We start from the raw sequence: 26,025 nt of genomic DNA on the forward strand, positions 1-26,025 counted from the left end.
CTTGAATGGCACCCTGGGCACAGAAGAGCTGCCCATCGGCCAGCCGCGCATAATTATGGACGATCCCCTGCCATCCTTTCGGTGCGACGGACTCCCGGCCCACCGATTGTCCACATGCCCGGACAGGCAATGCGCCCGCTTCTGGCCGGCTTCCCGCTCGACGATGAAAGGCTCGACGGTTTCAAACAGGGTTTGGCGGAGGCGAATTTGTCGATCGACGATGTCCCGATCCTCGAGACGATCCCAGGCGAGCCATCTGCCGGAGCAGTGGTGTTCGACAGGGCGCCTGAAGCAACCGCGATCCTGACCATGTCGGATTGGCAGGCGATCACAATACTGGACGAGGCGGTTCGCCGCGGCATCGGCGTGCCGGGCCACGTATCGGTCGTTGGCTTCGATGGGACTGCTGAATCCGCACGCACCACGCCTCCGATGACCACTGTGGCGCAAGACGTGATCGGAAAAGGCAGGCTTGCCGCCCGAATGGTTATTGACAATGAAGCCCCCCGCCAGGTCGTTCTGCCGGTAGAACTGGTGGTTCGAGCCTCCACAGCCGCGCCGAGGGCAAAAATCCGCTGAAACGCGCGGATGCGCCATCCGCATCTGGGGCGGCGCTGGCAGCGTCTTTTCGCTGAGCAGCGTCTGGCACTGAACGGGGCACAACTTGACTATAAGGGCCTGACAGCCGACCGTGACTGTCGGCGGAAGACAACTGTAACTTGTGGCTTGGGGGAACAATGATCCAGCATCTTGGCAGGCCGGTCACGTTCATGGCCGCGATCCTGGTACTGTCGATAGCAGCTGAGGCGGAGCCGAGGCCTGCGCCGACGATCTGCTGGACCTGGCGGTCTCCGAGGCACGTGACCTCTTCAAGCCTGAATTCGCAAGACTGGTCGAGCCGTAGCCGGGATGGCGCGGTGTAACGCCGGCCGTCCGCTTTTCGCTTTATTGTGACAATGATCTATGGTTTGTCGCGCCGCGGCCAAGCCGCTGTTCCGAAGCGTTTTTTGAGGGAGTAATCGATAAATGGCGAATGAAAACTGGCCCGTTTACGGTGAGATCACCGGCCCTGTCGTGATGATCGGCTTCGGCTCGATCGGACGGGGAACGCTGCCGCTGATCGAGCGCCATTTCAAATTCGACAAGTCGCGCATGACGGTCATCGACCCGCGCGACGCCGACCGCAAATTGCTTGACGAGCGCGGCATCACTTTCATGCAGGATGCAGTGACCAAAAAGAACTACAAGAAGCTGCTGACACCGCTTTTGACCAATGGCGGCGGCCAGGGCTTTTGCGTCAACCTGTCGGTCGACACTTCCTCGCTCGAGTTGATGAAGCTCTGCCGCAAGCTTGGTGTCCTCTATATCGACACGGTGGTCGAGCCCTGGCTCGGCTTTTATTTCGACGAAAAGGCCGACAACGCCTCACGCACCAACTATGCGCTGCGCGAGACCGTACGTACTGAAATCGCGAAGAGCCCGGGCGGCACCACGGCGATCTCGTGCTGCGGCGCCAATCCGGGCATGGTCTCGTGGTTCGTCAAGCAGGCACTGGTCAATCTCGCCACAGATCTTGGCTTCGACTTCTCGGAACCCGCGCAGCACGATCGCGAAGGCTGGGCCAGGCTGATGAAGAAGGCCGGCGTCAAGGGCATCCATATCGCCGAGCGCGACACCCAGCGCACCAAGAAGCCCAAGCCGATGAACGTGTTCTGGAACACCTGGTCGGTCGAAGGCTTCATTTCGGAAGGGCTGCAGCCGGCCGAGCTCGGCTGGGGCACGCATGAGGCGTGGATGCCGAAGAACGCCAAAAGCCACAAGAACGGTTCGAAGGCCGCGATCTATCTGGAGCAGCCCGGCGCCAATACACGCGTGCGCACATGGTGTCCGACGCCCGGCCCGCAATACGGTTTCCTGGTGACACACAACGAAGCGATCTCGATCGCCGATTTTTTCACCTTGCGCGGCAAGAAGGGCAAGGTGCAATACCGGCCGACCTGCCATTACGCCTATCATCCCTGCAACGACGCAGTGCTGTCGCTGCACGAGATGTTCGGTGTCGCCGGCAAGGCTCAGCCCGTGCATCACGTGCTCGACGAAAATGAACTGGTCGATGGCGTCGACGAACTCGGCGTGCTGCTCTACGGCCACGCCAAGAACGCCTACTGGTACGGCTCGCAGCTGTCGCTGGCCGAGGCGCGCAAGCTGGCGCCCTATCAGAATGCTACGGGCATGCAGGTCACGTCGGCGGTGCTGGCCGGCATGGTCTGGGCGCTGGAAAATCCCGAGGCCGGCATCGTCGAAGCCGACGAGATGGATTACAAGCGCTGCCTCGACGTGCAGAACCCATATCTCGGGCCGGTCAGGAGCTATTATACCGACTGGACACCGCTCGACAATCGGCCTGGTCTGTTTCCCGAGGATCTCGACACCAAAGACCCGTGGCAATTCCGCAACATCCTCGTTCGATAGCAGCGTTGCCTGGACACTCCGCCAGCTTGCAATCGCCCGGAAATCGGGCGATTGAAGAGGGGCGGCCTAGAGCGACGTGCGTCCATTTGGACGCACAAAGTACGCTCTAGCACTTTGAATGTGCGCATCGTGCTTTCCGAAAATCGGATCGATTTTCGGGCCGATGCGAGAGGAGAGGATCTTGAAGATGACGATTGCGCAAAGACTGCTTTCGGCTGGCATTGCCGCGGCCGCTACGGTCGCGTTGGCGGCCTGCACGACAACCGGCCCAGGCGAGCCGCCGGTGATCACGGCCAAGGGGGTTGAAGGCTCCTGGATCGACGCGCAGGGCACGGGCTTGTCCACCTTCAAGGGCGGCAGCTTCGCGACCGTCGCAACCGACACCGGCCAGAAGCTTGCCGATGGCAGCTACACCATGACCGGCGGCACCTCGGTCGAGATTCATGGCACTTCGCTGATCCGCCAGACGCCGATCAGCTTCAACTGCCTGATGGTCTCCACCAGCCAGCTCAATTGCACCAGCGCGAGCGGGCAGAATTTTGTGCTGACCAGGCGCACCTGAAATCCGATTCCGAATTTACTTTGCACAAGGGCGGCGGCTTCAAGCCGCCGTCTTCTTGCGCCGGCAAAGCTGATGCCGATTTCCGCTTGCATCGACTGAAACACGATGTGAACATAGCCCAAGAGGGCTGTTACATCCCAGTCAAACAAGAGCGTTAAACGCCTCTGGTCAGGTTATCCGGGAGACGAGAATGAAGAAGATTGCTGCCATCGCCGCGCTGTCGGCATCGGCGCTTGGCCTGTCGGCAGGGGTATCCTTTGCCGACTACACGCTCAACATCCTGCACATCAACGACTGGCATAGCCGCATCGAGAGCAACAACAAGTACGAATCGACCTGCTCGGCCGAGGAGGAGACCAAGGGCGAATGCGTCGGCGGCGCCGGCCGCCTAGTCACCGCTATCGCGCAGGAGCGCAAGAAGCTGGAAGGCCAGAACGTGCTGCTGCTCAGCGCCGGCGACAATTTCCAGGGCTCGCTCTTCTACACGACCTACAAAGGCAAGACCGAAGGCGAATTCCTCAACCAGATGAAATTCGATGCCGAGGCTCTGGGCAACCATGAGTTCGACGATGGCGAGTCGGCGCTGGCGCCGTTTCTCGACATGATCCAGTTTCCGGTGCTCGGCGCCAATGTGAAGGCCAATGCGCAATCCAAGCTCGGCGACCGCGTCAAGCCGTCGATCGTGGTCGAGGTCGGCGGCCAGAAGATCGGGATCGTCGGCGCGGTCACCAACGACACGCCGGAGCTTGCCACCCCTGGCCCGAACATTGCCATCGAAGACGACGTCAAGTCGATCACCGCTGAGGTCGAGAAACTGAAGCGAGAGGGCGTCAACAAGATCATCGCGGTCACCCATATCGGCTACAAGCGCGAGCGCGACGTGATCGCCAAGATCCCGGGCATCGACGTGGTGGTCGGCGGCCACAGCCATTCGCTGCTGTCCAACACCGACCCCAAGGCGGAAGGCCCATATCCGACGATGGTCGACAATCCGGACGGTTACAAAGTGCCGGTCGTGCAGGCGGCGTCCTATTCGAAATATCTCGGCGAGTTCAAGGTCGTGTTCGACGACAACGGCGTCGTCAAGGAGGCAAGCGGCGATCCCATCCATCTCGACAAATCGATCACGCCCGACCCCGCCGTGCTTGCCCGCATCAAGGAACTCGGCGCGCCGATCGAGGCCTTGAAGAACAAGGAAGTCGCCGAGACCACCAAGGCGATCGACGGCAGTCGTGAAAACTGCCGCGCCCGCGAATGCGAGATGGGCAATCTGGTCTCCGACGCCGTCCTCGACCGGGTCAAGGGCCAAGGTGTCGAGATCGTCATCTCGAATGGCGGCGGCTTGCGCGCCTCCATCGACCAGGGCACCGTCACCATGGGCGAGGTTCTCACCGTCCTGCCGTTTCAGAATACGCTGGCGACCTTCCAGATCTCCGGCAAGGATTTGGTTGCCGGCCTCGAAAGCGGCCTCAGCCAGATCGAGGACGGCGCCGGGCGCTTCCCGCAGGTTGCCGGCCTGAAATATGCGTTCGACAAATCGGCGCCGCCTAACGGGCGAGTCAAATCGGTCGAGGTCATGGAAGGCGGCGCCTGGACGCCGATTAAGCCGGACAAGGATTACCTGGTCGCCACCAACAACTATGTCCGCCAGGGCGGCGACGGCTACAAGGTGTTCGCCGAGAAGGCCAAGAACGCCTATGATTACGGCCCGGGGCTGGAACAGGTCGTCGCCGACTACCTAGGCGCGCACCGGCCCTATACGCCGAAGCTCGACGGCCGCATCACCGAGATCGCCGCGACCGTGGCCCCGGCCGCAGAACCTGCCAACCCTGCCGAACCGCCAAAACCTGCTGAGGCTGCGCCGGCAAAGCCCGTTGAGCCGGCAATGCCCGAAATGCCGGCCGGCTCCGGCGACATTTCCAAGACCCCGCCGGCCGTCCCGGCTGAAACAGCGCCGGCACCCGCACCCGCCGAGCCGGCCCAGCCGGCGGCACCTGCGGCTCCGGCCACACCGGCTCCGGCGACCCCTGCTCCGGCTGAGCCGGCACCGGCCGAAAGCAGCCATGTAATCGTCGCCGGCGATACCTATTGGGATCTCGCGGTGAAGGCTTATGGCGACGGCACCAAATGGAAAATAATCTCCGATGCCAACAAAGCCTACGAGCCACGCCGCCTTCCGGTCGGCGCAACCTTGACGATCCCGGCGGCCTCGAAGTAATCCGGCCGCAGGAACGCAATGCACCCGCCCGGCAGACCGGGCGGGTCTTGCATTTCTGGGATAAGGTGCGGCCAGACGCAGCATTTGAAAACCGGCGCGGCATCGCTACTTTCGCCGCGGCACCGTTGGTTCGCGGTGTTGGAGAACCTCATGACGCTTGCCAACCCTGCTGAAATCAAAGGCGAGAAGACTGCCGCCTCGCCGTCGGCAGGGCGCCCTCTGGTCAGGACCGGCAAGGTCGGTGTCATGCTGATCAATCTCGGCACCCCGGACGGCACCGGCTTCAAGCCGATGTGGCGCTACCTCCGGGAGTTCCTGTCCGATCCGCGCGTCATCGAGCTCAACAAGGCGATCTGGTATCCGATCCTCTACGGCGTGGTCCTCACCACCCGGCCGAAGAAATCAGGGGCCAACTATGCCAGGATATGGAACCGGGAGCGCAACGAGTCGCCGCTGCGAACCTACACCCGCGCCCAGGCCGAGAAGCTCGCGCTCGCGCTCGGCGAGCTACCCAATGTCGTCGTCGACTGGGCGATGCGCTACGGCAACCCTTCGACCGAGAGCGTGGCCGAGAGACTGGTCGAGCAAGGCTGCGACCGCATCCTGTCTTTCCCGCTCTATCCGCAATATTCGGCGACGACGACTGCGACTGCCAACGACCAGCTGTTTCGCGCGCTGATGAAGATGCGCCGCGCCCCGGCCATTCGCAGCGTGCCACCCTATTACAACGAGCCGGCCTATATCGAGGCGCTCGCCCGTTCGATCGAAAAGCATCTGGCGAGCCTCGACTTCGAACCGGAAATTGTCATCGCTTCCTATCACGGCATTCCGAAACCCTATTCCGACAAGGGCGACCCCTACCAGGCCCATTGCCTCGAGACGACCCGACTGCTGCGCGAAAAGCTCGGCTGGGATGAAAACAAGCTGATTACCACCTTCCAGTCGCGCTTCGGCGCGCAGGAGTGGCTGCAGCCCTACACCGACAAGACGGTCGAAAGACTAGGGCGCGAAGGCGTGAAATCGGTCGCCATCGTCAATCCAGGATTTTCCGTCGACTGCATCGAGACGCTGGACGAGATCGGCAGGGAAGCGTCCGAGACCTTCCATCATGCCGGCGGCGAAAAGTTCGCACACATCCCTTGCCTCAACGACAGTGCCGAGGGCATGGCGGTGATCGAGGCGATGGTGCGGCGCGAGCTGTCCGGCTGGGCCTGAACAGATCACCCGTCTATGCACCCGCAATCCGTGATCACCTGATTGTAACATTGCTGAAACACACTTAAGTGTTTGATGGGAATCGGTCGCGTGGAATATCCAACATGGCCGGCCTTTGAGGGGAGAGCCAAATGGGTTTCAGTGGTTTTGATATCGCGCTTCTTGTTCTTGTCGCCCTTGTCGTGCTGGTGCTTATCAAGGGCATCCGAACAATTCCGCAAGGCTATAATTATACCGTCGAACGTTTTGGCCGTTACACCAAGACATTGAACCCAGGCCTCAACCTGATCGTGCCTTTCGTCGACCGTGTCGGCGCCAAGATGAACATGATGGAGCAGGTGCTCGACGTTCCGACGCAGGAGATCATCACCCGCGACAATGCCACCGTTGCCGTCGATGGCATCGCCTTCTATCAGGTGCTCAACGCGGCGCAGGCCGCCTACCAGGTCTCCGGCCTGCAGAATGCGATTCTCAATCTCACGATGACCAACATCCGCACCGTGATGGGCTCGATGGACCTCGACGAACTTTTGTCGAACCGCGACGCCATCAACGAGCGCCTGCTGCGCGTCGTTGACGAGGCGGCGCATCCCTGGGGCATCAAGATCACTCGTGTCGAGATCAAGGACATCAACCCGCCGGCCAATCTCGTCGAATCGATGGGCCGACAGATGATGGCCGAGCGCAATAAGCGCGCGCAGATCCTCGCCGCCGAAGGCCTCAAGCAATCGCAGATCCTGGAGGCCGAAGGCCGCAAGGAAGCCGCCTTCCGCGATGCCGAGGCGCGCGAGCGCTCGGCCGAGGCTGAAGCACGCGCCACGCAGGTGGTGTCGGAGGCGATTTCCAAAGGCGACGTGCAGGCGCTCAACTACTTCGTCGCGCTGAAATACACCGAAGCGCTGACCAAGATCGGCTCAGCGACAAATAGCAAGCTCGTGCTGATGCCGATGGAGGCCTCATCGCTGATCGGCACGCTCGGCGGTATTGGCGAAATCGCCAAGGAAGTTTTCCGAAGCGAAGGCACCGCCGGTGCCGCACGACGGGCCGCCCGCCCGCCGGTCGTTCGTCCGAGCGAAACCTGAGGCCACAGCCATGCTCGACCGCATTGTTTCCGAACTCGGCCCGTGGAGCTGGATGGTCCTCGGCTTCGTCCTGCTGGTAATGGAGGTCATCGCGCCGGGCATTTTCATGCTATGGATCGGCATTGCCGCGCTGTTGATCGGCGTCGTCTCACTGCTCATCTGGGATGCCGGTTTCTGGACCTGGCAAGTCCAGGTCCTCGCCTTCCTCGCGCTGTCGCTGGTCTCGGCCTATGTCGGCAAGCGGCTGGTGGGCGGGCGCCATGATGAAACCGACCAGCCCCTGCTCAACCGTCGCGGCGCACAGATGGTCGGCCGGACGGCGACCCTTGCCGAGCCGATCAAGGACGGGCGCGGCCGCGTAAAGCTGGGCGACACGTTGTGGCGCGTCTCCGGCCCTGACCTGCCGGCCGGCACGCAAGTGCGCGTGACGGGCGCCGCTGATACCGACCTGGAACTGACGGTCGAGGCGGTCTAGAAGCCCGCTAGGCAGCACCGATGCGCAGCAGGTCGTGCAGATGGACGAGCCCGATCGGCCGCCTGCCTTCGACCACCATCAGGCTGGTGATAGCCGAGTCGTTGATCGTCTGCAGCGCCGTCGCAACAAGCGTGTCGGGCGCGGCCATTTTCGGCTCTCTGGTCATCACCTGATCGACGCTCATTGCCAGGAGATCGCTGCCGATATGGCGCCTGATGTCGCCATCGGTGATGATGCCGATCAGCTTGCCGTCCGCGGCAGTCACGGCCACGCAGCCAAACCCCTTGCGCGACAATTCGAGGATTGCCTCGCGCATGCCGGTACCTGACGACACCAGCGGCAGCCTGTCGCCGACATGCATGATCTCGCGGATCTGCGTCAGGTTGGCTCCGAGCTGGCCGCCGGGATGGAACGTGCGGAAATGGTCCGGGGTGAAGCCGCGTGCCTCGAGGAGCGCGATGGCCAGCGCATCGCCCATCACCATTTGCAATAGTGTCGAGGTCGTCGGCGCAAGCCCGTGCGGGCAGGCTTCCGGTGCTCGCGGCAGCAGAAGCACAACGTCGGCCGCGCGCGCCAGAGCCGATTTTTCACCCGCGGTGACCGCGACCAGCGGGATCGAGAAGCGCCTCGAATAGGCGATGATGCCCTTGAGCTCAAGGCTTTCGCCCGACCACGAAAGCGCGATTATGGCGTCGTTTCTGGCGATCATGCCAAGGTCGCCGTGATTGGCTTCGGCAGGGTGGACGAAGAAGGCCGGCGTGCCGGTCGAGGCGAGCGTTGCGGCGATCTTCGAGCCGATATGGCCGCTTTTGCCGACCCCGGTGACGATGACGCGGCCATCGATCTGCGACACCATGCCGACGGCTCGTGCGAACGGCTCGGCCAGCCCGTTTTCGAGAGCGTCTGCCAGTGCCGCGACGCCGGCCTGCTCCGTCGCCACGGTTCTCAGCGCCGAGGCAATCGCGGCCTGCCCGTCATGCCGCTTCCTGTCTGGGGATTTCACGTCCATGGACGATGCGATTAGCGCTTCGGCGCGCGCCTGTCCAACGGAATTGCCGTCCCGAACCTCCTGACGGGCCATGCCTCAACGCTCCGTTAACCATCCCCATTTACGGTTTCGTAAGTATGGCGCCCGTGCGCCGCGCAAGCAGTGGTGCCGATGTCCGGGTTTCAGCCTCAAAACAAAATGGGACGAAAGGGCAAGGCGGTCTGCGCTTTGCTGCTGGCAACCAGTGTCTTTGCGTTGTCGCGGCCGGCACTGCTTTGCGCCCAGGAAACCGAGCTGCGCGGCGAGGTTTCGGAATCGACAATCCTGGACGACCAGCAGTACAAGATCAGGCAATCGAGCATAGCCGGAATCCAAGCCGCGCAGGCTGCTGCAACCGCCAACGACAATACGCCGCTGCCTACCTATCGCCCGGCCAGCCAAGGGGCGTTGCCTGACGACGGCACGGGCGAGGCGGCCACAACCGGCGGCACTTTCGATCAACCAGCGGCCAGCGGCGATCCATTTCCCGACAACCCTGCTCCGCCCCCCCGACGGCGGCCAAGCGCGACGCAACGCGCCGCCAATGCGGCCAACGCCGAAGACGAGACCGCTGACAGCCAGAAGCGCAAGAGAACCGCGACTGCAGCCGCGGCGGCGACCGACGACACCGATACCGCCGCCATAGACGAGCAGGATACGGTCAACCGCCGTGCCGTCACCATCGATTCCGCCGAGAGGCTCAAGCTCGACCCTGGCGCCGAGCGCACCGAAGCCATCGAAGGCCAGGACAACAAGAACGAGGACGACCCGTTCGCCGCCACCGGCATCAAGCTCGGCTCCTTCGTGATCCGGCCGACGCTCGAGCAAGGCCTGACGTCTTCGACAAACGCCGATTCGAGCAGCCTCGGCAAGCCGGCCTTGCTGTCGGAAACGACGCTGCGCTTCAACGCCGTCTCCGACTGGCGGGAGAATTCGGCGACGGTTGAGGGCTATGGCATCTTCCGCGAAACCTTGTCCGGCTATGACATTCACGAGGCGCAAGGCCGCGTCGACGGCACACTCAACATCGATCTCGACAATGATCTGCGCGCCATCGCCAAGCTGGGCTATGAGGCCTTGCCCGAATCGGCCTCGGCGCCGGACGCGGTCGTCGGCGCCGTTGGCCAGCCGGTGCGCCAGACCGTGAACGGCAGTCTCGCCGTCGAGAAGGATGCCGGCAAAATGCGCTTCGCGCTGACTGGCGCGGTCGAGCACGACATCTTTGGCGACGCCAAGCTTTCGTCGGGCGGATCGCTGTCGCAGAAGGGCCGCGACTCGACGCTCTACACGGCCATTTTGCGTACCGGTTACGAGATCTCGCCTGCCATCACCCCGTTCACCGAAATCGAGATCGGCCGGCGCGCTTATGATTTGCGCGTCGATCCAAACGGCTTCCAGCGCTCCTCGACCAGGCTTGGCGCACGGGCCGGCGTCGAGCTCGATCTCCGCGAGAAGCTTAGCGGCGAGTTCTCGGTCGGCTGGCTGCGCGAAGCTATCGACGACGATGCCCTGCCGGCTATTTCGGGCGCGACGGTCAATGCCGATCTCAAATGGTCGCCGGAACGCGGCACCACGATCGGGCTCACCGCACAGACGACCGCCGAGAACACGACGAATGCGGGCGAAAGCGGCGACATGCTCTATTCCGGCAGCCTCACCGGCGAGCGGCAGATCCGCGCCAACCTGACCGGAAATGCCGCTCTCGGCCTTGAATGGCGCGACTATACCGGCTCCGACGATCATGATTTGACGCTGAGCGCCGAGGCTGGGCTGACGTGGTGGCTGAACCGCTACACCGGGCTCACCACCCGCGCCAGGACTGAAAAACTGACCAGCAACCTGGTTGGGCGCGACTACACGGCCAACAGTATCTTCGTCGGCTTGAAGTTGCAGCGCTAAATGCATGTCGCGCAAAAGTGTGCAGCGGTTTTGCGATAACGACTTGCGTAAAACAAGAACCTAAAGCGCGTCGCATGAGGCCGGTCGAACGCGGCGCGCTTTAGCCGATCAGCGCGGCAACCGGTGTTGAAACTACAAGGCTACGCCGCGGCGTTCTGACGGCGCGAGTTCGTCGAGAAGCGTGCGAATGACACCGGCCATGCTGGCATTCATGTCTCTGCGCCACAGTGCGAAGGCAACGTTGGCCTCGACGAAGCCTTCGGGCGAGCCGCAGTCGAACGTCCGCCCGCGGTAGTGGTAGCCGTAGAAGGACTGTTGCTTCTGCAGCTTCAGCATTGCATCGGTGAGCTGGATCTCGTTGCCGGCGCCTTTTTCCTGACCTTCGAGTATCTTGAATATCTCCGGCTGCAGGATATAGCGCCCGTTGATGTAGAGGTTCGACGGCGCCGTGCCGGTCTTCGGCTTTTCCACCATGCCGGTGATGCGGAAACCGTGATGCGCGTCCTCGCCGCGGCCGACAATGCCGTATTTGTGCGCCTCGGCCGGATCGCATTCCTGCACGGCGACGATGTTGTTGCCGGTCTCGGCGTAAAGCTCGACCATGTCCTTCATGCAGCTTTTTTCCGACTGCATGATCATGTCGGGCAACAGCAGCGCAAAGGGCTCGTCGCCGACGAGCTCGCGCGCGCACCAGACGGCGTGACCAAGGCCGAGCGGTACCTGCTGGCGGGTGAAGCTGGTCTGCCCCGGCGCCGGCTGCAGCCGCTGCAGGCGGGCGAGCTGGTCGTCCTTGCCGCGCTGCGCAAGCGTGTCGTAGAGCTCGAACTGGACATCGAAGTGATCCTCGATGACCGCCTTGTTGCGGCCGGTCACAAAGATGAAATGCTCGATCCCGGCTTCGCGCGCCTCATCGACCACATACTGGATGACCGGCCTGTCGACGACCGTCAGCATTTCCTTGGGAATGGCCTTGGTGGCGGGGAGAAAGCGCGTGCCGAGACCGGCAACCGGGAACACTGCCTTGCGAACTCTCTTCATGTGCCAATTATCCATTTGCATGACTGTTCGGCAATCCCGATTCGAGACATTTTCATGCCGAAATCGAGGATTACTGAACGGCGGGTCAGAAATCTCAGCTGGTAAAGCATTGACGCATCTTTTCACCCCGGACGACACCTATGGTAAACCAAATGCTAACCGGGTTCGGCGATGAATAGTCTTCCTGAGATGAAGAAGGAGGAAAAGATGTCCGTTCGCAACGCCGCAAGGCGCTTCACCAGCGTCCTGACGGCCGCCAGCCTCTCGTTTGCCTTGCTCATGCCCAGCGGGCCGGCTTTTGCCGATGCCGGCTTCCGCCAATGGGTCGCCAGCTTCCGTGCTACCGCCGTGGCGAGCGGCGTTTCCGGCTCCGTCTACGACCAGGCATTCAAGGGCATCAACGATGCTGACCCGGTGGTGCTGGAAAAGGCCCGTACTCAACCCGAATTCACCGCACCCGCTTGGGATTATTTCGACAACCGCGTCCATGACCAGTCGGTCGCCGTCGGCCAGCAGATGGCAAGGAAATGGAAGCCTTGGCTGGACAGGATCGAGGCAAGATACGGCGTCGACCGCTACATCCTGCTGGCCATCTGGTCTATGGAATCGAACTACGGCGAAACCCTCAAGCGCGATGATATCATGCGCAATGTGGTGCGCTCGCTGGCGACGCTTGGTTATGCCGACCCGAAGCGAGCGAAATTTGCCCGCACCCAGCTGATCGCGGCGCTGAAGATCCTGCAGACCGGCGACATCGACGAAAGCCATCTCAGCGGCTCATGGGCCGGCGCGATGGGCCATACCCAGTTCATCCCCACCAGCTACCAGTCCTATGCGGTCGATATGGACGGCAACGGCAAGCGCGACATCTGGAATTCGATTCCCGACGCACTGGCGACAGCCGCCAATTTGCTGAGGAAGAACGGCTGGCAAGCAGGCAAGACCTGGGGTTATGAGGTCAGCCTTCCGGACGGCAAGAAGCTGCCCGGAGGCTCGAAGTCGCTGTCGCAATGGCAGGCGCTGGGGGTCAGCCGTGCCAACGGCAAGCCGTTCAAGAACGGTGCGGACAAGGCGACGTTGAAGCTGCCCGGCGGCCGCGGCGGGCCGGCTTTCCTGATGATCAAGAATTTCTCGGTCATCAAGCGTTACAACAATGCCGACAAATATGCGCTCGCCGTGGGCCTTCTTGCCGACGAAATTGCCGGCTATGGCGGGCTTGTGCAGGACTGGAAGCGACCGTTTACCAAGCTCTCCTTCGAGGAAAGGCAGGAGCTTCAGAAGCGACTTTCCGAGCACGGCTATTACGACGGCAAGTTCGACGGCAAGATCGGTGACGGATCGAAAACCGCCATCATGGCCTTCCAGGCAAAGGCCGGCTTGACCCAGGACGGGTATCCGAGCAAGGAAGTGCTCAAATGGCTCAGGCAGAACTAGAGCCGGTTGCGGGATGGAGAGGGTGATTGGTTTCGGCTGCGCGCATCCGGTTAATCGTTCGTCGCGTGCCGATCCTGGTTCTGGCGATCGCCGTTCTGGCAGTCGGCGCCGCCAGTGCCTTTCATACCTCGGCCATGGCGCAGGAGCCGGAAAGTCGTGGCTGGTCGCTGCGCGACCTGTTGTTTCCGCGCAGAAGCGAGCGGTTTGAGCAGCCGCCGCCCGAATTCCAGAGAGAATTCCAGAGAACAAAGCCCAGGCCCAAGCTGAGAAAGCCCCGGTCAGTTCGCCGGCCGCCGCCGGCCGAGCCGACAACCCCGGTGGCCGAGAAGGCGCCGGATGCACGCGTCGTTCTGGTGGTCGGCGATTTCATGGCGTCTGGGCTGGCTGAGGGGCTCGACGCCGCCTTTGCCGAGAACACCGGCGTCAGGATCGTCGTCCGTGCCAACGGATCGTCCGGCTTCGTGCGTGACGATGTCTACAACTGGCCAGACCAGGTCAAGTCGCTGATCGCTGCCGAAAAACCGGCAGCCGTCGTCGTCATGCTCGGATCCAACGACCGGCAGCAGATGCGCGTCGGCGATGTGCGCGAGCAGCCGCGATCCGAAAACTGGACCAAGGAATACGAGCGCCGGACCGAAGCGTTCGGCAAGGCCATCGCAGCAACCAAGGTGCCGTATCTGTGGGTTGGCATGCCGGCCTTCCGGGTCTCGAAAATGACCTCCGACATGCTGGCCTTCAACGACATCTTCCGCTCGTCCGCCGAAAGCCACGGCGGCGAATTCGTCGACGTCTGGGACGGGTTCGTCGACGAGAACGGCGCCTTCATCACCAGCGGACCGGACATCAACGGCCAATCGGTGCGCCTGCGCTCCGACGACGGCATCAACATGTCGAAGGCCGGCAAGCGCAAGCTCGCCTTCTATACCGAAAAGCCGCTGATGAAGATCCTTGGGCTGGCCGCGCCGGGAAGCGTGGTGACAGCGTCTGCCCCGGCCGGCGCTCCCGTCGAGGCGCCGTCACCTGCTGCCGCACCGATAGCTGTCGATCGCACCGTGCCGATGCTGCTCAGCGATCCGGCGCTGGACGGCGGCTCGGAACTTCTCGGCGCCGCCCCGCCGGCAAAAGCGGACAAGCATTTGCCGGGCGAAAGGCTTGTCATCGAGGGCAAGGCGCCCGACGCCTCACCGGGCCGTGCCGACGATTTCTCGTGGCCACCCAAGACACAGCCTGCGACGGCGGCCGCATCCGATACGACGACGGCGATCCGCCAGTAAACAGAACCTCTTCGGAACGGGCTCAGCGCGGCAGCACGCTCGATCCCATCAGCGCCTCGTCGATGGCGCGCGCCGCCTGGCGGCCCTCGCGGATCGCCCAGACGACCAGCGACTGGCCGCGCCGCACGTCGCCCGCCGCATAGAGCCTTTCGACGCTGGTCCTGTAGTCCCGGTCATTGGCCTCGACATTCTTCGAACGGCGGCTGTCGGTGACGATCTTCATCTGCCCGTCGAGTTCCGAGACCGGCCCGCGAGCGGCTGGCCCGGCAAAGCCGATGGCGATGAACGCGAGATCGGCGCGGATGACGAATTCGGTGCCGGCGATTGGCTTGCGCTTTTCGTCGACCTCGCAGCATTTGACCCCGGTCAGCTGGCCGTCCTCGCCGATGAATTCAAGCGTCGCCACCTGGAATTCGCGCTCGGCGCCTTCGGCCTGCGACGATGACGTGCGCATCTTGGTCGCCCAGTAGGGCCAGACCGACAGCTTGTCTTCCTTTTCCGGCGGCTGCGGCCGGATGTCGAGCTGGGTGACGCGCACCGCGCCCTGGCGGAAGGCGGTGCCGACGCAGTCTGAGGCAGTGTCGCCGCCGCCGACGACGACGACATGCTGGCCGCCGGCGACGATCGGGCGCGACGGCCATGCGACCGACTGGATCGGCTCGCCGCCGATACGCTTGTTCTGCTGCACCAGATAGGGCATGGCGTCGTGCACGCCGTCGAGATCGTCGCCCGGGATGTTGGCCGGGCGCGGCGTTTCGGAACCGCCGCAATAGAGCACGGCATCATATTCGGCGAGCAGTTCGGCGACCGGCTTGTCGACGCCGACATTGACGCCGCAATGGAAGCTGACACCTTCGCCCTGCATCTGCTCGATGCGCCGGTCGATATAATGCTTCTCGATCTTGAAATCGGGGATGCCGTAGCGCATCAGCCCGCCCGGCCGGCTCTCGCGCTCATAGACGTGAACGTCATGGCCTGCGCGGCCGAGTTGCTGGGCAGCCGCCATGCCTGCCGGCCCCGAGCCGATGATCGCGACGCGCTTGCCGGTCTTCCGTTCCGGCGGATAGGGCCGGATATGGCCGGTTTCATAGGCTTTGTCGGCAATCGCCTGCTCGATCGTCTTGATGGCGACCGGAATATCCTCGAGGTTCAGCGTGCAGGCTTCCTCGCAAGGTGCGGGGCAGATGCGGCCGGTAAATTCCGGAAAATTGTTGGTCGAATGCAGGTTGCGGATCGCGTTTTCCCAGTCGCCATTGTAGACGAGGTCGTTCCAGTCCGGGATCTGGTTGTGGATCGGGCAGCCGGTCGGTCCATGGCAATACGGAATGCCGCAATCCATGCACCGCGCGGCCTGTTTCTCGACCTCCTTGTCCGACATCGGCAGCGTGAACTCGCGGAAATGCCGGATGCGGTCGGAAGCCGGCTGGTACTTGTGCACCTGCCGGTCGATCTCGAGAAACCCTGTTACCTTGCCCATAGTCCAGTCCCTACTGTCCGGAAGGCACGCCTGGCGACGCACCCGTTAACCTCATAAGGCAGCTGTGGCAACCTTCAGTCCGAGGTCAGGATTGTTGATGAAGAGGGTTGCCGGGACGCACGGCCTCCCGGCAATTTCCAAATCTATTCCGCCGCCACGTTCATGCGCATCCGCTCCATCTCGATCAGCGCGCGGCGGTATTCGACCGGCATGATCTTCCGGAATTTCGGCCGGAAAGTCGCCCAGTCGTCGAGGATTTCGCGACCTCGTACCGAGCCGGTGTAGTGGACGTGGTTGGAGATCAGCTGGTAGAGCCGCTCCTCGTCATGGCTGGTCATATCGCCGGATACGTCGACACGGCCCTTATGGTCGAGATCGCCGCCATGGTGGAGCAGCTTTTCCATCAGGTCGTCCTCTTCCGGAACCGGCTCCAGCTCGACCATCGCCATGTTGCAGCGTTCGGCGAAATCACCCGCCTCGTCGAGCACATAGGCGACGCCCCCCGACATGCCGGCGGCGAAGTTGCGGCCGGTCTGGCCGATGACGACGACGATACCGCCGGTCATGTATTCGCAACCATGGTCGCCGACGCCTTCAACGACGGCGGCGACACCCGAATTGCGCACGGCAAAACGCTCGCCGGCAACGCCGCAGAAATAGGCCTCGCCCTCGGTTGCGCCGTAGAGCACGGTATTGCCGACAATAATGGACTCGGCAGCAACGATTTTCGTGTTCTCCGGCGGGCGGATGACAATGCGGCCACCCGACAGGCCCTTGCCGACATAGTCGTTGGCAGCGCCCACCAGTTCGAACGAGACACCGCGCGCCAGGAAGGCGCCAAAGGACTGGCCGGCCGTGCCGGTGAGCTTGACCGAGATCGTGTCCTCGCGCAGGCCCTTGTGCTTGAAGCGCTTTGCCACCTCGCCCGACAGCATGGCGCCGGTCGAACGGTCGACGTTGCGAATCGGCAGTTCGATACTGACCGGCTGCCTGGCTTCGAGCGCCGGCTTTGCGAGTTCGATCAGCTTGCGGTCGAGCACGTCGTCGATCGGATGCTTCTGCCGCTCGGTCCAGTGCACCGCCTCGTGCGGCGCATCGGGCTTGTAGAACATCTTGCTGAAGTCGAGCCCGCGTGCCTTCCAGTGCTGGATCAGCTCGCGCTTTTCCAGAAGGTCGGTGTCGCCGATGATCTGGTCGAGATGGGTGTAGCCCATCTCGGCAAGCAGCGCCCGCACCTCTTCCGCCACATAGAAGAAGAAGTTGATGACGTGCTCGGGCGTGCCCTTGAAGCGCTTGCGCAGCACCGGGTCCTGTGTCGCGACGCCGACGGGGCAGGTGTTGAGATGGCACTTGCGCATCATGATGCAGCCGGCCGCGATCAACGGCGCGGTCGAAAAGCCGAACTCGTCGGCGCCGAGCAGTGCGCCGATAATGACGTCACGCCCGGTGCGCAGGCCGCCATCGACCTGCAGCGCGACGCGCGACCTGAGGCCGTTGAGCACCAGCGTCTGGTGCGTCTCGGCAAGGCCCATCTCCCATGGGCTGCCGGCATGCTTGAGCGAGGTCAGCGGCGAGGCACCGGTGCCGCCGTCATAGCCTGATATGGTGATGTGGTCGGCACGCGCCTTGGCGACGCCGGCCGCAACCGTGCCGACGCCGACTTCCGAGACCAACTTGACCGATACGTCGGCCGCCGGATTGACGTTCTTCAGGTCGTAGATGAGCTGCGCCAGATCCTCGATCGAATAGATGTCATGATGCGGCGGCGGCGAGATCAGGCCGACGCCCGGCGTCGAATGCCTGACCTTGGCGATGGTCGCATCGACCTTGTGGCCCGGCAGCTGGCCGCCCTCGCCGGGCTTCGCCCCTTGCGCGACCTTGATCTGCATCATGTCGGAATTGACCAGATACTCCGCCGTGACGCCAAAGCGTCCCGAAGCGACCTGCTTGATTGCCGAGCGTTCGGGGTTCTTGCCGCCGCCCGGCAGTGGCAGATAGCGGTCGGCCTCTTCGCCGCCCTCGCCGGTGTTCGACTTGCCGCCGATGGCGTTCATGGCGCGCGCCAGTGTCGTGTGCGCTTCCCTGGAGATCGAGCCGAAGGACATCGCCCCGGTCGAGAAGCGCTTGACGATATCGGCCGCCGGCATCACCTCGTCGAGCTTGACCTTCTTACGCCCGGTCTCTTGCGCAAGCTTGATCTTGAACAGGCCGCGAATGGTCTGCGCCTGCGCCGTCTCGCTGTCGATCTGGGCGGAATAGTCCTTGAACGTCTCCCACGAGCCTTGGCGCACGGCGTGCTGCAAGGTCGCCACTGCGTCGGGCGACCAGATATGGGCCTCGCCGCGCATGCGGAACATGTATTCGCCGCCGACCTCGAGGCTGTTGCGCAGCACCGGGTCGTTGCCGAAGCCGTCGGTGTGGCGGCTGACCGTTTCGGCGGCGATCTCGTCCAGCCCGACGCCTTCGATCAGCGTCGCCGTGCCGGTGAAGTACTTCTGCACGAAGTCCGACTTGAGCCCGATGGCGTCGAATATCTGCGCGCCGCAATAGGACTGGTAAGTGGAGATGCCCATCTTGGACATCACCTTCAGGATGCCCTTGCCGATCGACTTGATGTAACGGGAGACGACTTCGTAGGCATCGACCTCCGCCGGCAATTCGCCACGCTTGTGCATGTCGAGCAGCGTGTCGAAAGCGAGATAGGGATTGATCGCCTCGGCGCCGTAGCCGGCGAGACAGCAGAAATGATGCACCTCGCGCGGCTCGCCGGATTCCACGACGAGCCCAACCGACGTGCGCAATCCCTTGCGGATCAAATGATGGTGCACGGCCGCAGTCGCCAGCAGTGCCGGAATGGCGATGCGGTCCGGGCCGAGCTGACGGTCCGACAGGATGATGATATTGTAGCCGCCGGCGACCGCCGCCTCGGCGCGCTCGCATAGCCGGTCGATGGCGCCCTGCATGCCGGCCGCGCCTTCATTCGAACCGTAAGTGATGTCGATCGTCTTGGTGTCGAAACGGTCTTCGGTGTGGCCGACGGAGCGCAGCTTCTCCAGATCGCCATTGGTCAGGATCGGTTGGCGCACTTCGAGCCGCTTGCGGCGCGAATTGCCGACAAGATCGAAGATGTTGGGCCGCGGCCCGATGAAGGACACCAGGCTCATCACCAGCTCCTCGCGGATCGGGTCGATCGGCGGATTGGTGACCTGTGCGAAATTCTGCTTGAAATAGGTGTAGAGCAGCTTTGATCTGTCCGACATTGCCGAAATCGGCGTGTCGGTACCCATCGAGCCGACCGCTTCCTGGCCGGTGGTCGCCATCGGCGACATCAACAGCTTGGTGTCCTCCTGGGTGTAGCCAAACGCCTGCTGGCGGTCGAGCAGTGAGACATCCCTGCGCAGGGCGCGCGGCTCGACCGGGTTCAGATCCTCGAGGATGAGCTGTGTGTTGGCGAGCCAGCTCTTGTAGGGGTGCCTGGTCGCGATCTCCGACTTGATCTCCTCGTCGGAAACGATGCGGCCCTTGTCCAGGTCGATCAGCAGCATGCGGCCGGGCTGCAGCCGCCACTTCTTGACGATCCTTTCCTCCGGCACCGGCAGCACGCCGGCTTCCGAGGCCATGATGACGCGGTCGTCGTCGGTGACGATGTAGCGCGCCGGCCGCAGCCCGTTGCGGTCGAGCGTGGCACCGATCTGGCGGCCGTCGGTGAAGGCAACCGCCGCTGGCCCGTCCCACGGCTCCATCAGGGCTGCGTGATACTCGTAGAAGGCCTTGCGGTCCTGACCCATCAGCTTGTTGCCGGCCCAGGCTTCCGGGATCAGCATCATCATGGCGTGGGCGAGCGAATAGCCGCCCTGCGTCAGGAATTCGAGTGCATTGTCGAAGCAGGCGGTGTCGGACTGCCCTTCATAGGAGATCGGCCACAGCTTCGAGATGTCGTTGCCGAACAGTTCGGAATCGACCGAGGCCTGCCGCGCCGCCATCCAGTTGACGTTGCCGCGCAGCGTATTGATCTCGCCATTGTGGGCGACCATGCGGTAGGGATGCGCCAGCTTCCACGACGGGAACGTGTTGGTCGAGAAGCGCTGGTGGACCAGGATCAGCGCCGTCTCGAAACGCGGGTCGGTGAGGTCCTTGTAGTAGGCGCCGACCTGATAGGCCAGGAACATGCCCTTGTAGACGATGGTCCGCGACGACATCGAGACGACATAGAAGCCGTTGTCGACGCCTTTGGTCTCTTCGTGGATACGGCCGGAAATGACCTTGCGCAGGATGTAGAGCCGCCGCTCGTAATCGTCGTCGTTCTCGATCTCGGCGCCGCGGCCCAGGAATACCTGTCGGTGCACCGGCTCGGAAGCGGCGATGTCGGGCGCCTTGGACAGCGACGAATTATCGACCGGCACGTCGCGAAAGCCGAGCAGCGGCTGGCCCTCGAGTTGCGCCACCTCGGCGATGATGCCTTCGATATGCGCCTGCAGCTCCGGGTCGCGCGGCATGAACACATGGCCGACGGCATAGTGGCCGGGCTTCGGCAGTTCGACCCCTTGCTTGGCCATCTCCTCGCGGAAGAAGCGGTCCGGCAGCTGCACCAGCACGCCGGCGCCGTCGCCCATCAGCGGATCCGCGCCGACGGCGCCGCGATGCGTCAGGTTTTCGAGCACGGCAAGGCCGTCCTCGACGATTTGATGCGACTTGCCGCCCTTCATGTTGACGATGAAGCCAACGCCGCAGGCATCATGCTCGTTGCGCGGATCATAGAGGCCGTGCGCGGCATAGCCGGTGCTGGTTCGCCCAATATTGGTCAGGGACGGATTTTTGACGGCTGCCGCTTTCGTCTGCGCGGCCTTCGTCGCAGATGGCGTCATGTCCGTCATCGTCCTGTCCTCCGTTCCGTCCCCTTCGGGCGCTGGTTTCCGTCGGGAAGCGCGTGGCTCCCCTTTCAATCTTGCGGCACGTCTTGCGAAGTTCTTGCCGACCGTGCGGCTTTCCGCATGGTTCGCATATGGTATTCGTACAGGCCGGAGCCAGGCTGTCTAGCTGTCGCTCGCGGCAATGCCGCAGAGGCGCAATCATATGCCAATGCGGCCAGTTTTGTGCGACAAAATAAGACAGCACTACTGTCCTAAATTTTTATGACAGAAATTTTGGATGCACACAAGACCGATTCACAAAATTCTTGAGGCTTTCGCGACAGAAAATTGCGCGGAACGCCGTGTCAGCGTAGCCTTCAGTCGCCGCATCTACGCTCATGCGTTTCGCTGGCTTTAGCGGATTTTCGGCATCTGCCACTTGCGGCCGACATGCGAAAGCGGCCAAGCTCGCATCGATTTCCCCAGCATAGGCAGACGCATGATTTTCGCTTCCGACAATTGGGCAGGCGCCCATCCCCGTATCGCTGCCGGCCTGTCGGGCCATGCCGACGGCTTCTCCACCGCCTATGGCGACGGTGCCCTCGACAAGGCCGTTTACCAGCGCTTCAATGAAATCTTCGAATGCGAGGTCGCGGTGTTTTTCGTCGCCACCGGCACCGCTGCCAATTCGCTGTCGCTGACTACCTATAACAAGCCAGGCGGCATTTCCTTCTGCCATCGCGAATCGCACGTCATCGAGGACGAATGCGGTGCACCGGAATATTTCACCGGCGGTTCGCGGCTTTATACAGTCGAAGGCGCACTCGGCAGGATCGATGCCGGCAATCTGGAACGGGCGGTGGACCGTTTCGCACCCGAAAACGTCCATTCCGGGCGGCCGGTTGCCGTTTCGATCACCCAGTCGACCGAAGTCGGCACCGTCTACACGCTGAACGAAATCGCCAGGATTTCGGCGATCGCAAAGCAGCATGGACTGCCGCTGCACATGGATGGGGCCCGCTTTGCCAATGCGCTCGTCGCGCTGGAAACGACGCCGGCCGAAATGACCTGGAAGCACGGTGTCGACATCCTCTCCTTTGGCGGCACCAAGAATGGCTGTTGGTGCGCCGAGGCGATCGTGCTGTTCGACCTCGAGCGAGCCAAGGAATTGGCCTTTTTGCGCAAGCGCGCGGCCCAGCTGTTCTCGAAATCGCGCTTCATCGCCGCGCAATTCGATGCTTATTTCAGGGGTGGGCTATGGCTCGACACAGCACGGCACGCCAATGCGATGGCGGCACGGCTTGCCGCGGCGATAGAAGATTCCCCTTCGGCCCGGCTGGCCTGGCTGCCGCAGGCGAACGAGGTCTTCGCAGTCATGAAAAAGGCCGAGGCCGAAAGAATGCAAGCGGCAGGGGCGGCCTTCCACGACTGGCACAGGCCGCTCGGCTACGACAGCTACATTGGCGAAGACGAAGCGCTCTATCGCTTTGTCACCAGCTTCGCGACCACGCCCGACGAGGTCGACCGTTTCGGCTACCTGCTCGCCGGATAGCAAGCCTTGCCCACCAGCAAAAAGAGCGGCGCATTGCTGCACCGCCCTTTCTTCCCGGGGAGTTGGCGTCCCGGAGTTTAGCTGCCTGGCTTAGGCGGCAGTCTTGGCCTCGATCTGCTTGGCCTTGGCCGGAGCCGAGGTGATCGCGATCTTGCGCGGCTTCAGCTCTTCGGGGATGTTGCGCTTGAGGTCGACGAAGAGCAGGCCGTTCTTCAGCGCGGCGCCGACAACCTCGACGTGATCGGCAAGCTGGAAGCGGCGCTCGAAGGCTCGGCTGGCGATACCGCGATAGAGCAGTTCGGAGCCTTCGCCATTGCCTTCCTCCTTGCGCTCACCCTTGACGGTCAGCACATTGCGGTGAGCTTCGATCGAAATCTCATCTTCCGAGAAGCCGGCCACAGCCATCGAGATGCGATAGGCATCCTCGCCCGTGCGCTCGATGTTGTAAGGCGGATACGTCTGGCCTTCCGGCTGCGCAAGCGAATCGAGCATGGTGAACAGCCGGTCAAAACCGACGGTCGAACGGTAGAGCGGGGAAAAATCAACGTGACGCATGGTGTGTTCTCCTGTTGAGCAACAAGGTTGCGTATGGCCGGTGCGAAACCCGTGACGGCGTTCCGGATGGACCAGTGGCCCCGACATTGGCGACCGCATGACAAATTTGGGAAGCCGGCGACGGCATTTCAAGATTTTCCCGCGTCCGAACGGAACCGGTCCCGGCCCACGTCCCGATGCCGATGAACGGCAGATGAACCGTGGCTTCGGCGAGCGTTCAGCCAGGCGGCACTAAAACTGTTCTCGAGATCACGAACAGGTCGCCGGAAAAGGCGACACGACGAGGCCGAACCGGGTGTAACGTCCCTTCCTCCCGGTCGACAGAGGCCGGAAGCACGCCAAGGCTGCTTCCGGCCTTACTTGTTCGCTGCCTGGGTCGACCTCCCCGGCGTCCCGAATTCCTTTTGCTTTTGGCGCATGGGCGTTTATGCCTGACTTGCGCCCACGCCGGCACCGACACCAACCAAACACCGTATGACCGATCTTCTCCACCAGCCCCCTCTCTTCCACGAAACTCCGGGCAATCCGCTGCCGGAAAACACGGCCGGCGGCTTCTTCACCACGCGCGACGGCAAGAAGATCCGCTATGGGCTGTTTGCCGCGGTTGCCCGCCCGATGAAGGGCACCGTCGTTGTCCTGACCGGCCGCAACGAGTGCATCGAGAAGTATTTCGAGACCATTCGCAACCTTACCGACCGGGGCTTTGGCGTGGCAACCCTCGACTGGCGCGGCCAGGGCGCTTCCGACCGGCTGATCGGCGACCGACAGCGCGGCTTCGTCCGGAGCTTCTTCGACTACACCGGCGATCTGGAGCAGTTCTTCGAGGAGATCGTGCTGCCCGATTGCCGAGGACCCTACTACATACTGGCCCACTCGGCCGGCGCGGTGATTGCGCTGCTCGCCGCGCCCTCGATGGCGAACCGCGTGCGCCGCATGGTGCTGATCGCACCGTTCTTCACCGTGCCGGACCTGCCGGTTTCGGTAAAAACCGTCCGCCGCATCTGTTCGCTGTTCTGCCTTCTCGGCCTTGGCCGACTCTATGCCGCATGGGGGCCGCGGCCCAAGGAATCGGTGCCCTTCGCCATAAACAAGCTGACCAGCGACCCGGAACGCTATCGGCGCAATACGCTGATCTACGAAACCTATCCGCAGCTGGCGCTCGGCGGACCGACGATCCGCTGGCTGAAGGCGGCGACGGAGGCGTCCTTGATCGTCAGCGACCCGGATTTCATGGCCAAGATCCACGTGCCCTTGCTGATGATCGCCGCCGGCGCCGACCAGGTCGTCTCGACCAGGGCAGTCGAGGCCTATGCGAGACGTCTGCGCGTCGGCTCGCTAGTGATGATCGACGGCGCCCGCCATGAGATCCTGCAGGAAGCCGATCTCTATCGCGAGCAGTTGCTAGCCGCATTCGATGCCTTCATCCCCGGAACCGGTGACGTCTGAGCCACATACCTTGTCCGGCTTCAGCTCGTGCGGGCGAAATCCATGATCCAGTTGGTCTCCCATGCCTTGCCGCCGTCCGGCGAAAAGGCCTGCTCCCAGCGCGCCGACCCGTCCGTGATCCGCGACCACAGGAAGCGGACCTGGATCGGCTGGCCGTCGAAGACGTCTTCGCACAGGAACGTGCCGACGCCCGCCACGAAAGTGCCGCGCATCGGAACATCGATGGTCGACGGATTGCGGCCGTCGATCCACCAGATCGACCATTGCCTCGCCGCAGGGTCGAAGGTCCGCAAGGTGGCGGCGCGATAGGGCCCGCCGGGCAATTCAATCCAATTGTCGTCGACATTGCCGAGGCCGCCAAGGATCGGCCGCACCTCGCACGTGCCGCCAAACACATCCCAGTTGCCGTCGCCCTGCAGCCGCTTCTGCAATCTTCGATGGCCGACGGTCCAGCGCCCGAAAAAGAAATCGAAATCGCTCCGCCCGTCCGCCGGAGCATCGGAATGGCTGGCTGCTGGCTGCGTCGGCATCTATGGTCCTCCCCGGCTGACAGCGTTCCATAGCGCATGCCAACTGACATCATCCTGTCAGGAGGTATGGCAACGATCTTGCCTGGGCAGCAATGGCCAATCTCAGCCGCGCAGCGCCGCCATTGCTGCCGCGTGCAGCTCCGGTGTCGCCGCTGCCAGAATGTCGCCGCCCTTTTCCGCCGGTCCGCCTTCGAAAGTGGTGATGACGCCGCCCGCCTTCTCGATGATCGGGATCAGCGCGACGATGTCGTAGGGCTTCAATCCGGGATCGGCGACGATATCGACGCTGCCCGCCGCCACCATGGCGAAGGCATAGCAGTCGGTGCCGTAGCGGGCGAGTTGGACCTGTTGCTCGAACAGGTCGTAGCGCAGGCGCGCGTCTCCCTTGAACAGCGCCGGCGTGGTGGTGAACAGCGTCGCCTCGGCGAGATTCGTCGTCTTGCGCGTCGCGAGTTTTCGCGGGCCACCGGGACCTTCATAATGCGAGCCCGAGGCATTGGCGTAGAACAGCTCGCCGGTGAAGGGCTGCGACATCATGCCGGCGACGGCATCGCCGTCGACCGTCAGCCCGACCAGCGTGCCCCATACCGGCAGGCCGGAAATAAAGGCGCGCGTGCCATCGATCGGATCGATCACCCAGACATGCCGGCTGGAGATGTTTTCGCCGCCATGTTCCTCGCCGAGAATGCCGTGATCGGGGTACTGCGCTGATATCAGCGCCCGGATGGCGCGCTCGGCCTCGCGGTCGGCCTCGGTGACCGGGTCGAAGCTGCCGCGCTCCTTGTTGGTGACCGCGCCCTGGTTGCGGAAGCGCGGCAAGGTCTCGGCTGCGGCGGCACGCGCAATGCGCCGCATGAACTCGATGCTGATGTCCAACTGATTCTCCCGCTCCAGCATGTTTGGAGATGCCCGTTTGCCT

The 26,025-nt window shown here is 62.9% G+C and carries 19 protein-coding genes; 12 read left to right on the forward strand and 7 right to left on the reverse strand.

All coding sequences use genetic code 11. The annotated features are described in order from the left end of the window. Positions 1-129: 129 nt before the first annotated feature. From NKJ28_RS01220 to NKJ28_RS01250, 7 genes are all read left to right on the forward strand, one after another. Positions 130-579: a substrate-binding domain-containing protein gene (locus NKJ28_RS01220; protein WP_352620390.1), complete on the forward strand. Its 450-nt coding sequence runs from the start codon at positions 130-132 to the stop codon at positions 577-579. Between the two features lie 447 nt (positions 580-1,026). Continuing rightward, positions 1,027-2,472 (forward strand): homospermidine synthase, encoded by a 1,446-nt coding sequence (locus NKJ28_RS01225; RefSeq protein ID WP_352568136.1) that lies wholly within the window; start codon positions 1,027-1,029, stop codon positions 2,470-2,472. A 187-nt stretch (positions 2,473-2,659) separates the two neighbouring features. Next, entirely contained in the window at positions 2,660-3,034 is a 375-nt protein-coding gene (gene omp10, locus NKJ28_RS01230) for an outer membrane lipoprotein Omp10 (RefSeq protein ID WP_023720183.1), read from the forward strand. A gap of 190 nt (positions 3,035-3,224) precedes the next feature. After that, entirely contained in the window at positions 3,225-5,252 is a 2,028-nt protein-coding gene (locus NKJ28_RS01235; protein ID WP_352633664.1) for a 5'-nucleotidase C-terminal domain-containing protein, read from the forward strand. A 150-nt stretch (positions 5,253-5,402) separates the two neighbouring features. Beyond that, positions 5,403-6,467: a ferrochelatase gene (gene hemH / locus NKJ28_RS01240; RefSeq protein ID WP_352633666.1), complete on the forward strand. Its 1,065-nt coding sequence runs from the start codon at positions 5,403-5,405 to the stop codon at positions 6,465-6,467. 131 nt (positions 6,468-6,598) lie between these two features. Further along, positions 6,599-7,549, forward strand: coding sequence for an SPFH domain-containing protein (locus NKJ28_RS01245; RefSeq protein WP_023675391.1), 951 nt, complete (start codon positions 6,599-6,601; stop codon positions 7,547-7,549). A gap of 10 nt (positions 7,550-7,559) precedes the next feature. Then, the gene (locus tag NKJ28_RS01250) at positions 7,560-8,024 is read left to right on the forward strand and encodes an NfeD family protein (protein ID WP_023675390.1); all 465 of its coding nucleotides are present in this window, start codon (positions 7,560-7,562) and stop codon (positions 8,022-8,024) included. Positions 8,025-8,031: 7 nt separating this feature from the next. Here NKJ28_RS01250 and NKJ28_RS01255 read toward each other — a convergent pair whose 3' ends face one another. Then, complete coding sequence (locus NKJ28_RS01255) at positions 8,032-9,033, reverse strand: KpsF/GutQ family sugar-phosphate isomerase (RefSeq protein WP_023675389.1); 1,002 nt, start codon at positions 9,031-9,033, stop codon at positions 8,032-8,034. A gap of 177 nt (positions 9,034-9,210) precedes the next feature. Here NKJ28_RS01255 and NKJ28_RS01260 point away from each other — a divergent pair, with 177 nt between their 5' ends. Then, positions 9,211-10,950 (forward strand): outer membrane beta-barrel protein, encoded by a 1,740-nt coding sequence (locus NKJ28_RS01260; RefSeq protein WP_502898194.1) that lies wholly within the window; start codon positions 9,211-9,213, stop codon positions 10,948-10,950. Positions 10,951-11,082: 132 nt separating this feature from the next. Here NKJ28_RS01260 and galU read toward each other — a convergent pair whose 3' ends face one another. Then, positions 11,083-11,988 carry a UTP--glucose-1-phosphate uridylyltransferase GalU gene (gene galU, locus NKJ28_RS01265; RefSeq protein WP_023675387.1) on the reverse strand — a complete coding sequence of 302 codons (906 nt, stop codon included), beginning with the start codon at positions 11,986-11,988 and terminating at the stop codon, positions 11,083-11,085. 207 nt (positions 11,989-12,195) lie between these two features. Here galU and NKJ28_RS01270 point away from each other — a divergent pair, with 207 nt between their 5' ends. Further along, complete coding sequence (locus NKJ28_RS01270) at positions 12,196-13,422, forward strand: lytic murein transglycosylase (RefSeq protein WP_352588121.1); 1,227 nt, start codon at positions 12,196-12,198, stop codon at positions 13,420-13,422. A 26-nt stretch (positions 13,423-13,448) separates the two neighbouring features. Further along, positions 13,449-14,696, forward strand: a complete 1,248-nt coding sequence (locus tag NKJ28_RS01275; RefSeq protein ID WP_352633669.1) for an SGNH/GDSL hydrolase family protein — start codon at positions 13,449-13,451, stop codon at positions 14,694-14,696. Positions 14,697-14,718: 22 nt separating this feature from the next. Here the strand turns inward: NKJ28_RS01275 and NKJ28_RS01280 are convergent, their stop codons facing one another. Beyond that, on the reverse strand, positions 14,719-16,173 hold the full coding sequence (locus NKJ28_RS01280; protein WP_352448228.1) for a glutamate synthase subunit beta: 1,455 nt from the start codon (positions 16,171-16,173) through the stop codon (positions 14,719-14,721). A 143-nt stretch (positions 16,174-16,316) separates the two neighbouring features. Beyond that, entirely contained in the window at positions 16,317-21,047 is a 4,731-nt protein-coding gene (gltB, locus tag NKJ28_RS01285; RefSeq protein WP_352576129.1) for a glutamate synthase large subunit, read from the reverse strand. A gap of 475 nt (positions 21,048-21,522) precedes the next feature. Here gltB and NKJ28_RS01290 point away from each other — a divergent pair, with 475 nt between their 5' ends. Continuing rightward, positions 21,523-22,575, forward strand: a complete 1,053-nt coding sequence (locus tag NKJ28_RS01290) for a threonine aldolase family protein (protein ID WP_352576130.1) — start codon at positions 21,523-21,525, stop codon at positions 22,573-22,575. Between the two features lie 90 nt (positions 22,576-22,665). Here the strand turns inward: NKJ28_RS01290 and NKJ28_RS01295 are convergent, their stop codons facing one another. Then, positions 22,666-23,130 carry an Hsp20 family protein gene (locus tag NKJ28_RS01295; protein WP_023675381.1) on the reverse strand — a complete coding sequence of 155 codons (465 nt, stop codon included), beginning with the start codon at positions 23,128-23,130 and terminating at the stop codon, positions 22,666-22,668. A 474-nt stretch (positions 23,131-23,604) separates the two neighbouring features. On the opposite strand from NKJ28_RS01295, the gene NKJ28_RS01300 reads away from it, so the two are divergent. Then, on the forward strand, positions 23,605-24,576 hold the full coding sequence (locus NKJ28_RS01300; protein WP_352633671.1) for an alpha/beta fold hydrolase: 972 nt from the start codon (positions 23,605-23,607) through the stop codon (positions 24,574-24,576). Positions 24,577-24,596: 20 nt separating this feature from the next. Here the strand turns inward: NKJ28_RS01300 and NKJ28_RS01305 are convergent, their stop codons facing one another. After that, positions 24,597-25,106 carry a DUF1579 domain-containing protein gene (locus NKJ28_RS01305; protein ID WP_352588141.1) on the reverse strand — a complete coding sequence of 170 codons (510 nt, stop codon included), beginning with the start codon at positions 25,104-25,106 and terminating at the stop codon, positions 24,597-24,599. A gap of 102 nt (positions 25,107-25,208) precedes the next feature. Then, entirely contained in the window at positions 25,209-25,982 is a 774-nt protein-coding gene (hisN, locus tag NKJ28_RS01310) for a histidinol-phosphatase (RefSeq protein ID WP_352568152.1), read from the reverse strand. Positions 25,983-26,025 lie beyond the last annotated feature (43 nt).

It is taken from the genome of Mesorhizobium sp. M0145 (assembly GCF_040322355.1).
Classification (GTDB): Bacteria; Pseudomonadota; Alphaproteobacteria; order Rhizobiales; family Rhizobiaceae; genus Mesorhizobium.

What these genes read in the sequence shown, in the direction of transcription:
- omp10 (WP_023720183.1), top strand. Translation starts at nt 2,660, where the DNA reads ATGACGATTGCGCAAAGACTGCTTTCGGCTGGCATTGCCGCGGCCGCT.
- NKJ28_RS01295 (WP_023675381.1), bottom strand. Translation starts at nt 23,130, where the DNA reads ATGCGTCACGTTGATTTTTCCCCGCTCTACCGTTCGACCGTCGGTTTT.
- galU (WP_023675387.1), bottom strand. Translation starts at nt 11,988, where the DNA reads ATGAAGAGAGTTCGCAAGGCAGTGTTCCCGGTTGCCGGTCTCGGCACG.
- NKJ28_RS01290 (WP_352576130.1), top strand. Translation starts at nt 21,523, where the DNA reads ATGATTTTCGCTTCCGACAATTGGGCAGGCGCCCATCCCCGTATCGCT.
- NKJ28_RS01270 (WP_352588121.1), top strand. Translation starts at nt 12,196, where the DNA reads ATGTCCGTTCGCAACGCCGCAAGGCGCTTCACCAGCGTCCTGACGGCC.
- NKJ28_RS01235 (WP_352633664.1), top strand. Translation starts at nt 3,225, where the DNA reads ATGAAGAAGATTGCTGCCATCGCCGCGCTGTCGGCATCGGCGCTTGGC.
- NKJ28_RS01250 (WP_023675390.1), top strand. Translation starts at nt 7,560, where the DNA reads ATGCTCGACCGCATTGTTTCCGAACTCGGCCCGTGGAGCTGGATGGTC.
- NKJ28_RS01305 (WP_352588141.1), bottom strand. Translation starts at nt 25,106, where the DNA reads ATGCCGACGCAGCCAGCAGCCAGCCATTCCGATGCTCCGGCGGACGGG.
- NKJ28_RS01245 (WP_023675391.1), top strand. Translation starts at nt 6,599, where the DNA reads ATGGGTTTCAGTGGTTTTGATATCGCGCTTCTTGTTCTTGTCGCCCTT.
- gltB (WP_352576129.1), bottom strand. Translation starts at nt 21,047, where the DNA reads ATGACGGACATGACGCCATCTGCGACGAAGGCCGCGCAGACGAAAGCG.
- NKJ28_RS01280 (WP_352448228.1), bottom strand. Translation starts at nt 16,173, where the DNA reads ATGGGCAAGGTAACAGGGTTTCTCGAGATCGACCGGCAGGTGCACAAG.
- NKJ28_RS01220 (WP_352620390.1), top strand. Translation starts at nt 130, where the DNA reads ATGCGCCCGCTTCTGGCCGGCTTCCCGCTCGACGATGAAAGGCTCGAC.
- NKJ28_RS01260 (WP_502898194.1), top strand. Translation starts at nt 9,211, where the DNA reads ATGGGACGAAAGGGCAAGGCGGTCTGCGCTTTGCTGCTGGCAACCAGT.
- hemH (WP_352633666.1), top strand. Translation starts at nt 5,403, where the DNA reads ATGACGCTTGCCAACCCTGCTGAAATCAAAGGCGAGAAGACTGCCGCC.
- NKJ28_RS01255 (WP_023675389.1), bottom strand. Translation starts at nt 9,033, where the DNA reads ATGGACGTGAAATCCCCAGACAGGAAGCGGCATGACGGGCAGGCCGCG.
- NKJ28_RS01225 (WP_352568136.1), top strand. Translation starts at nt 1,027, where the DNA reads ATGGCGAATGAAAACTGGCCCGTTTACGGTGAGATCACCGGCCCTGTC.
- NKJ28_RS01300 (WP_352633671.1), top strand. Translation starts at nt 23,605, where the DNA reads ATGACCGATCTTCTCCACCAGCCCCCTCTCTTCCACGAAACTCCGGGC.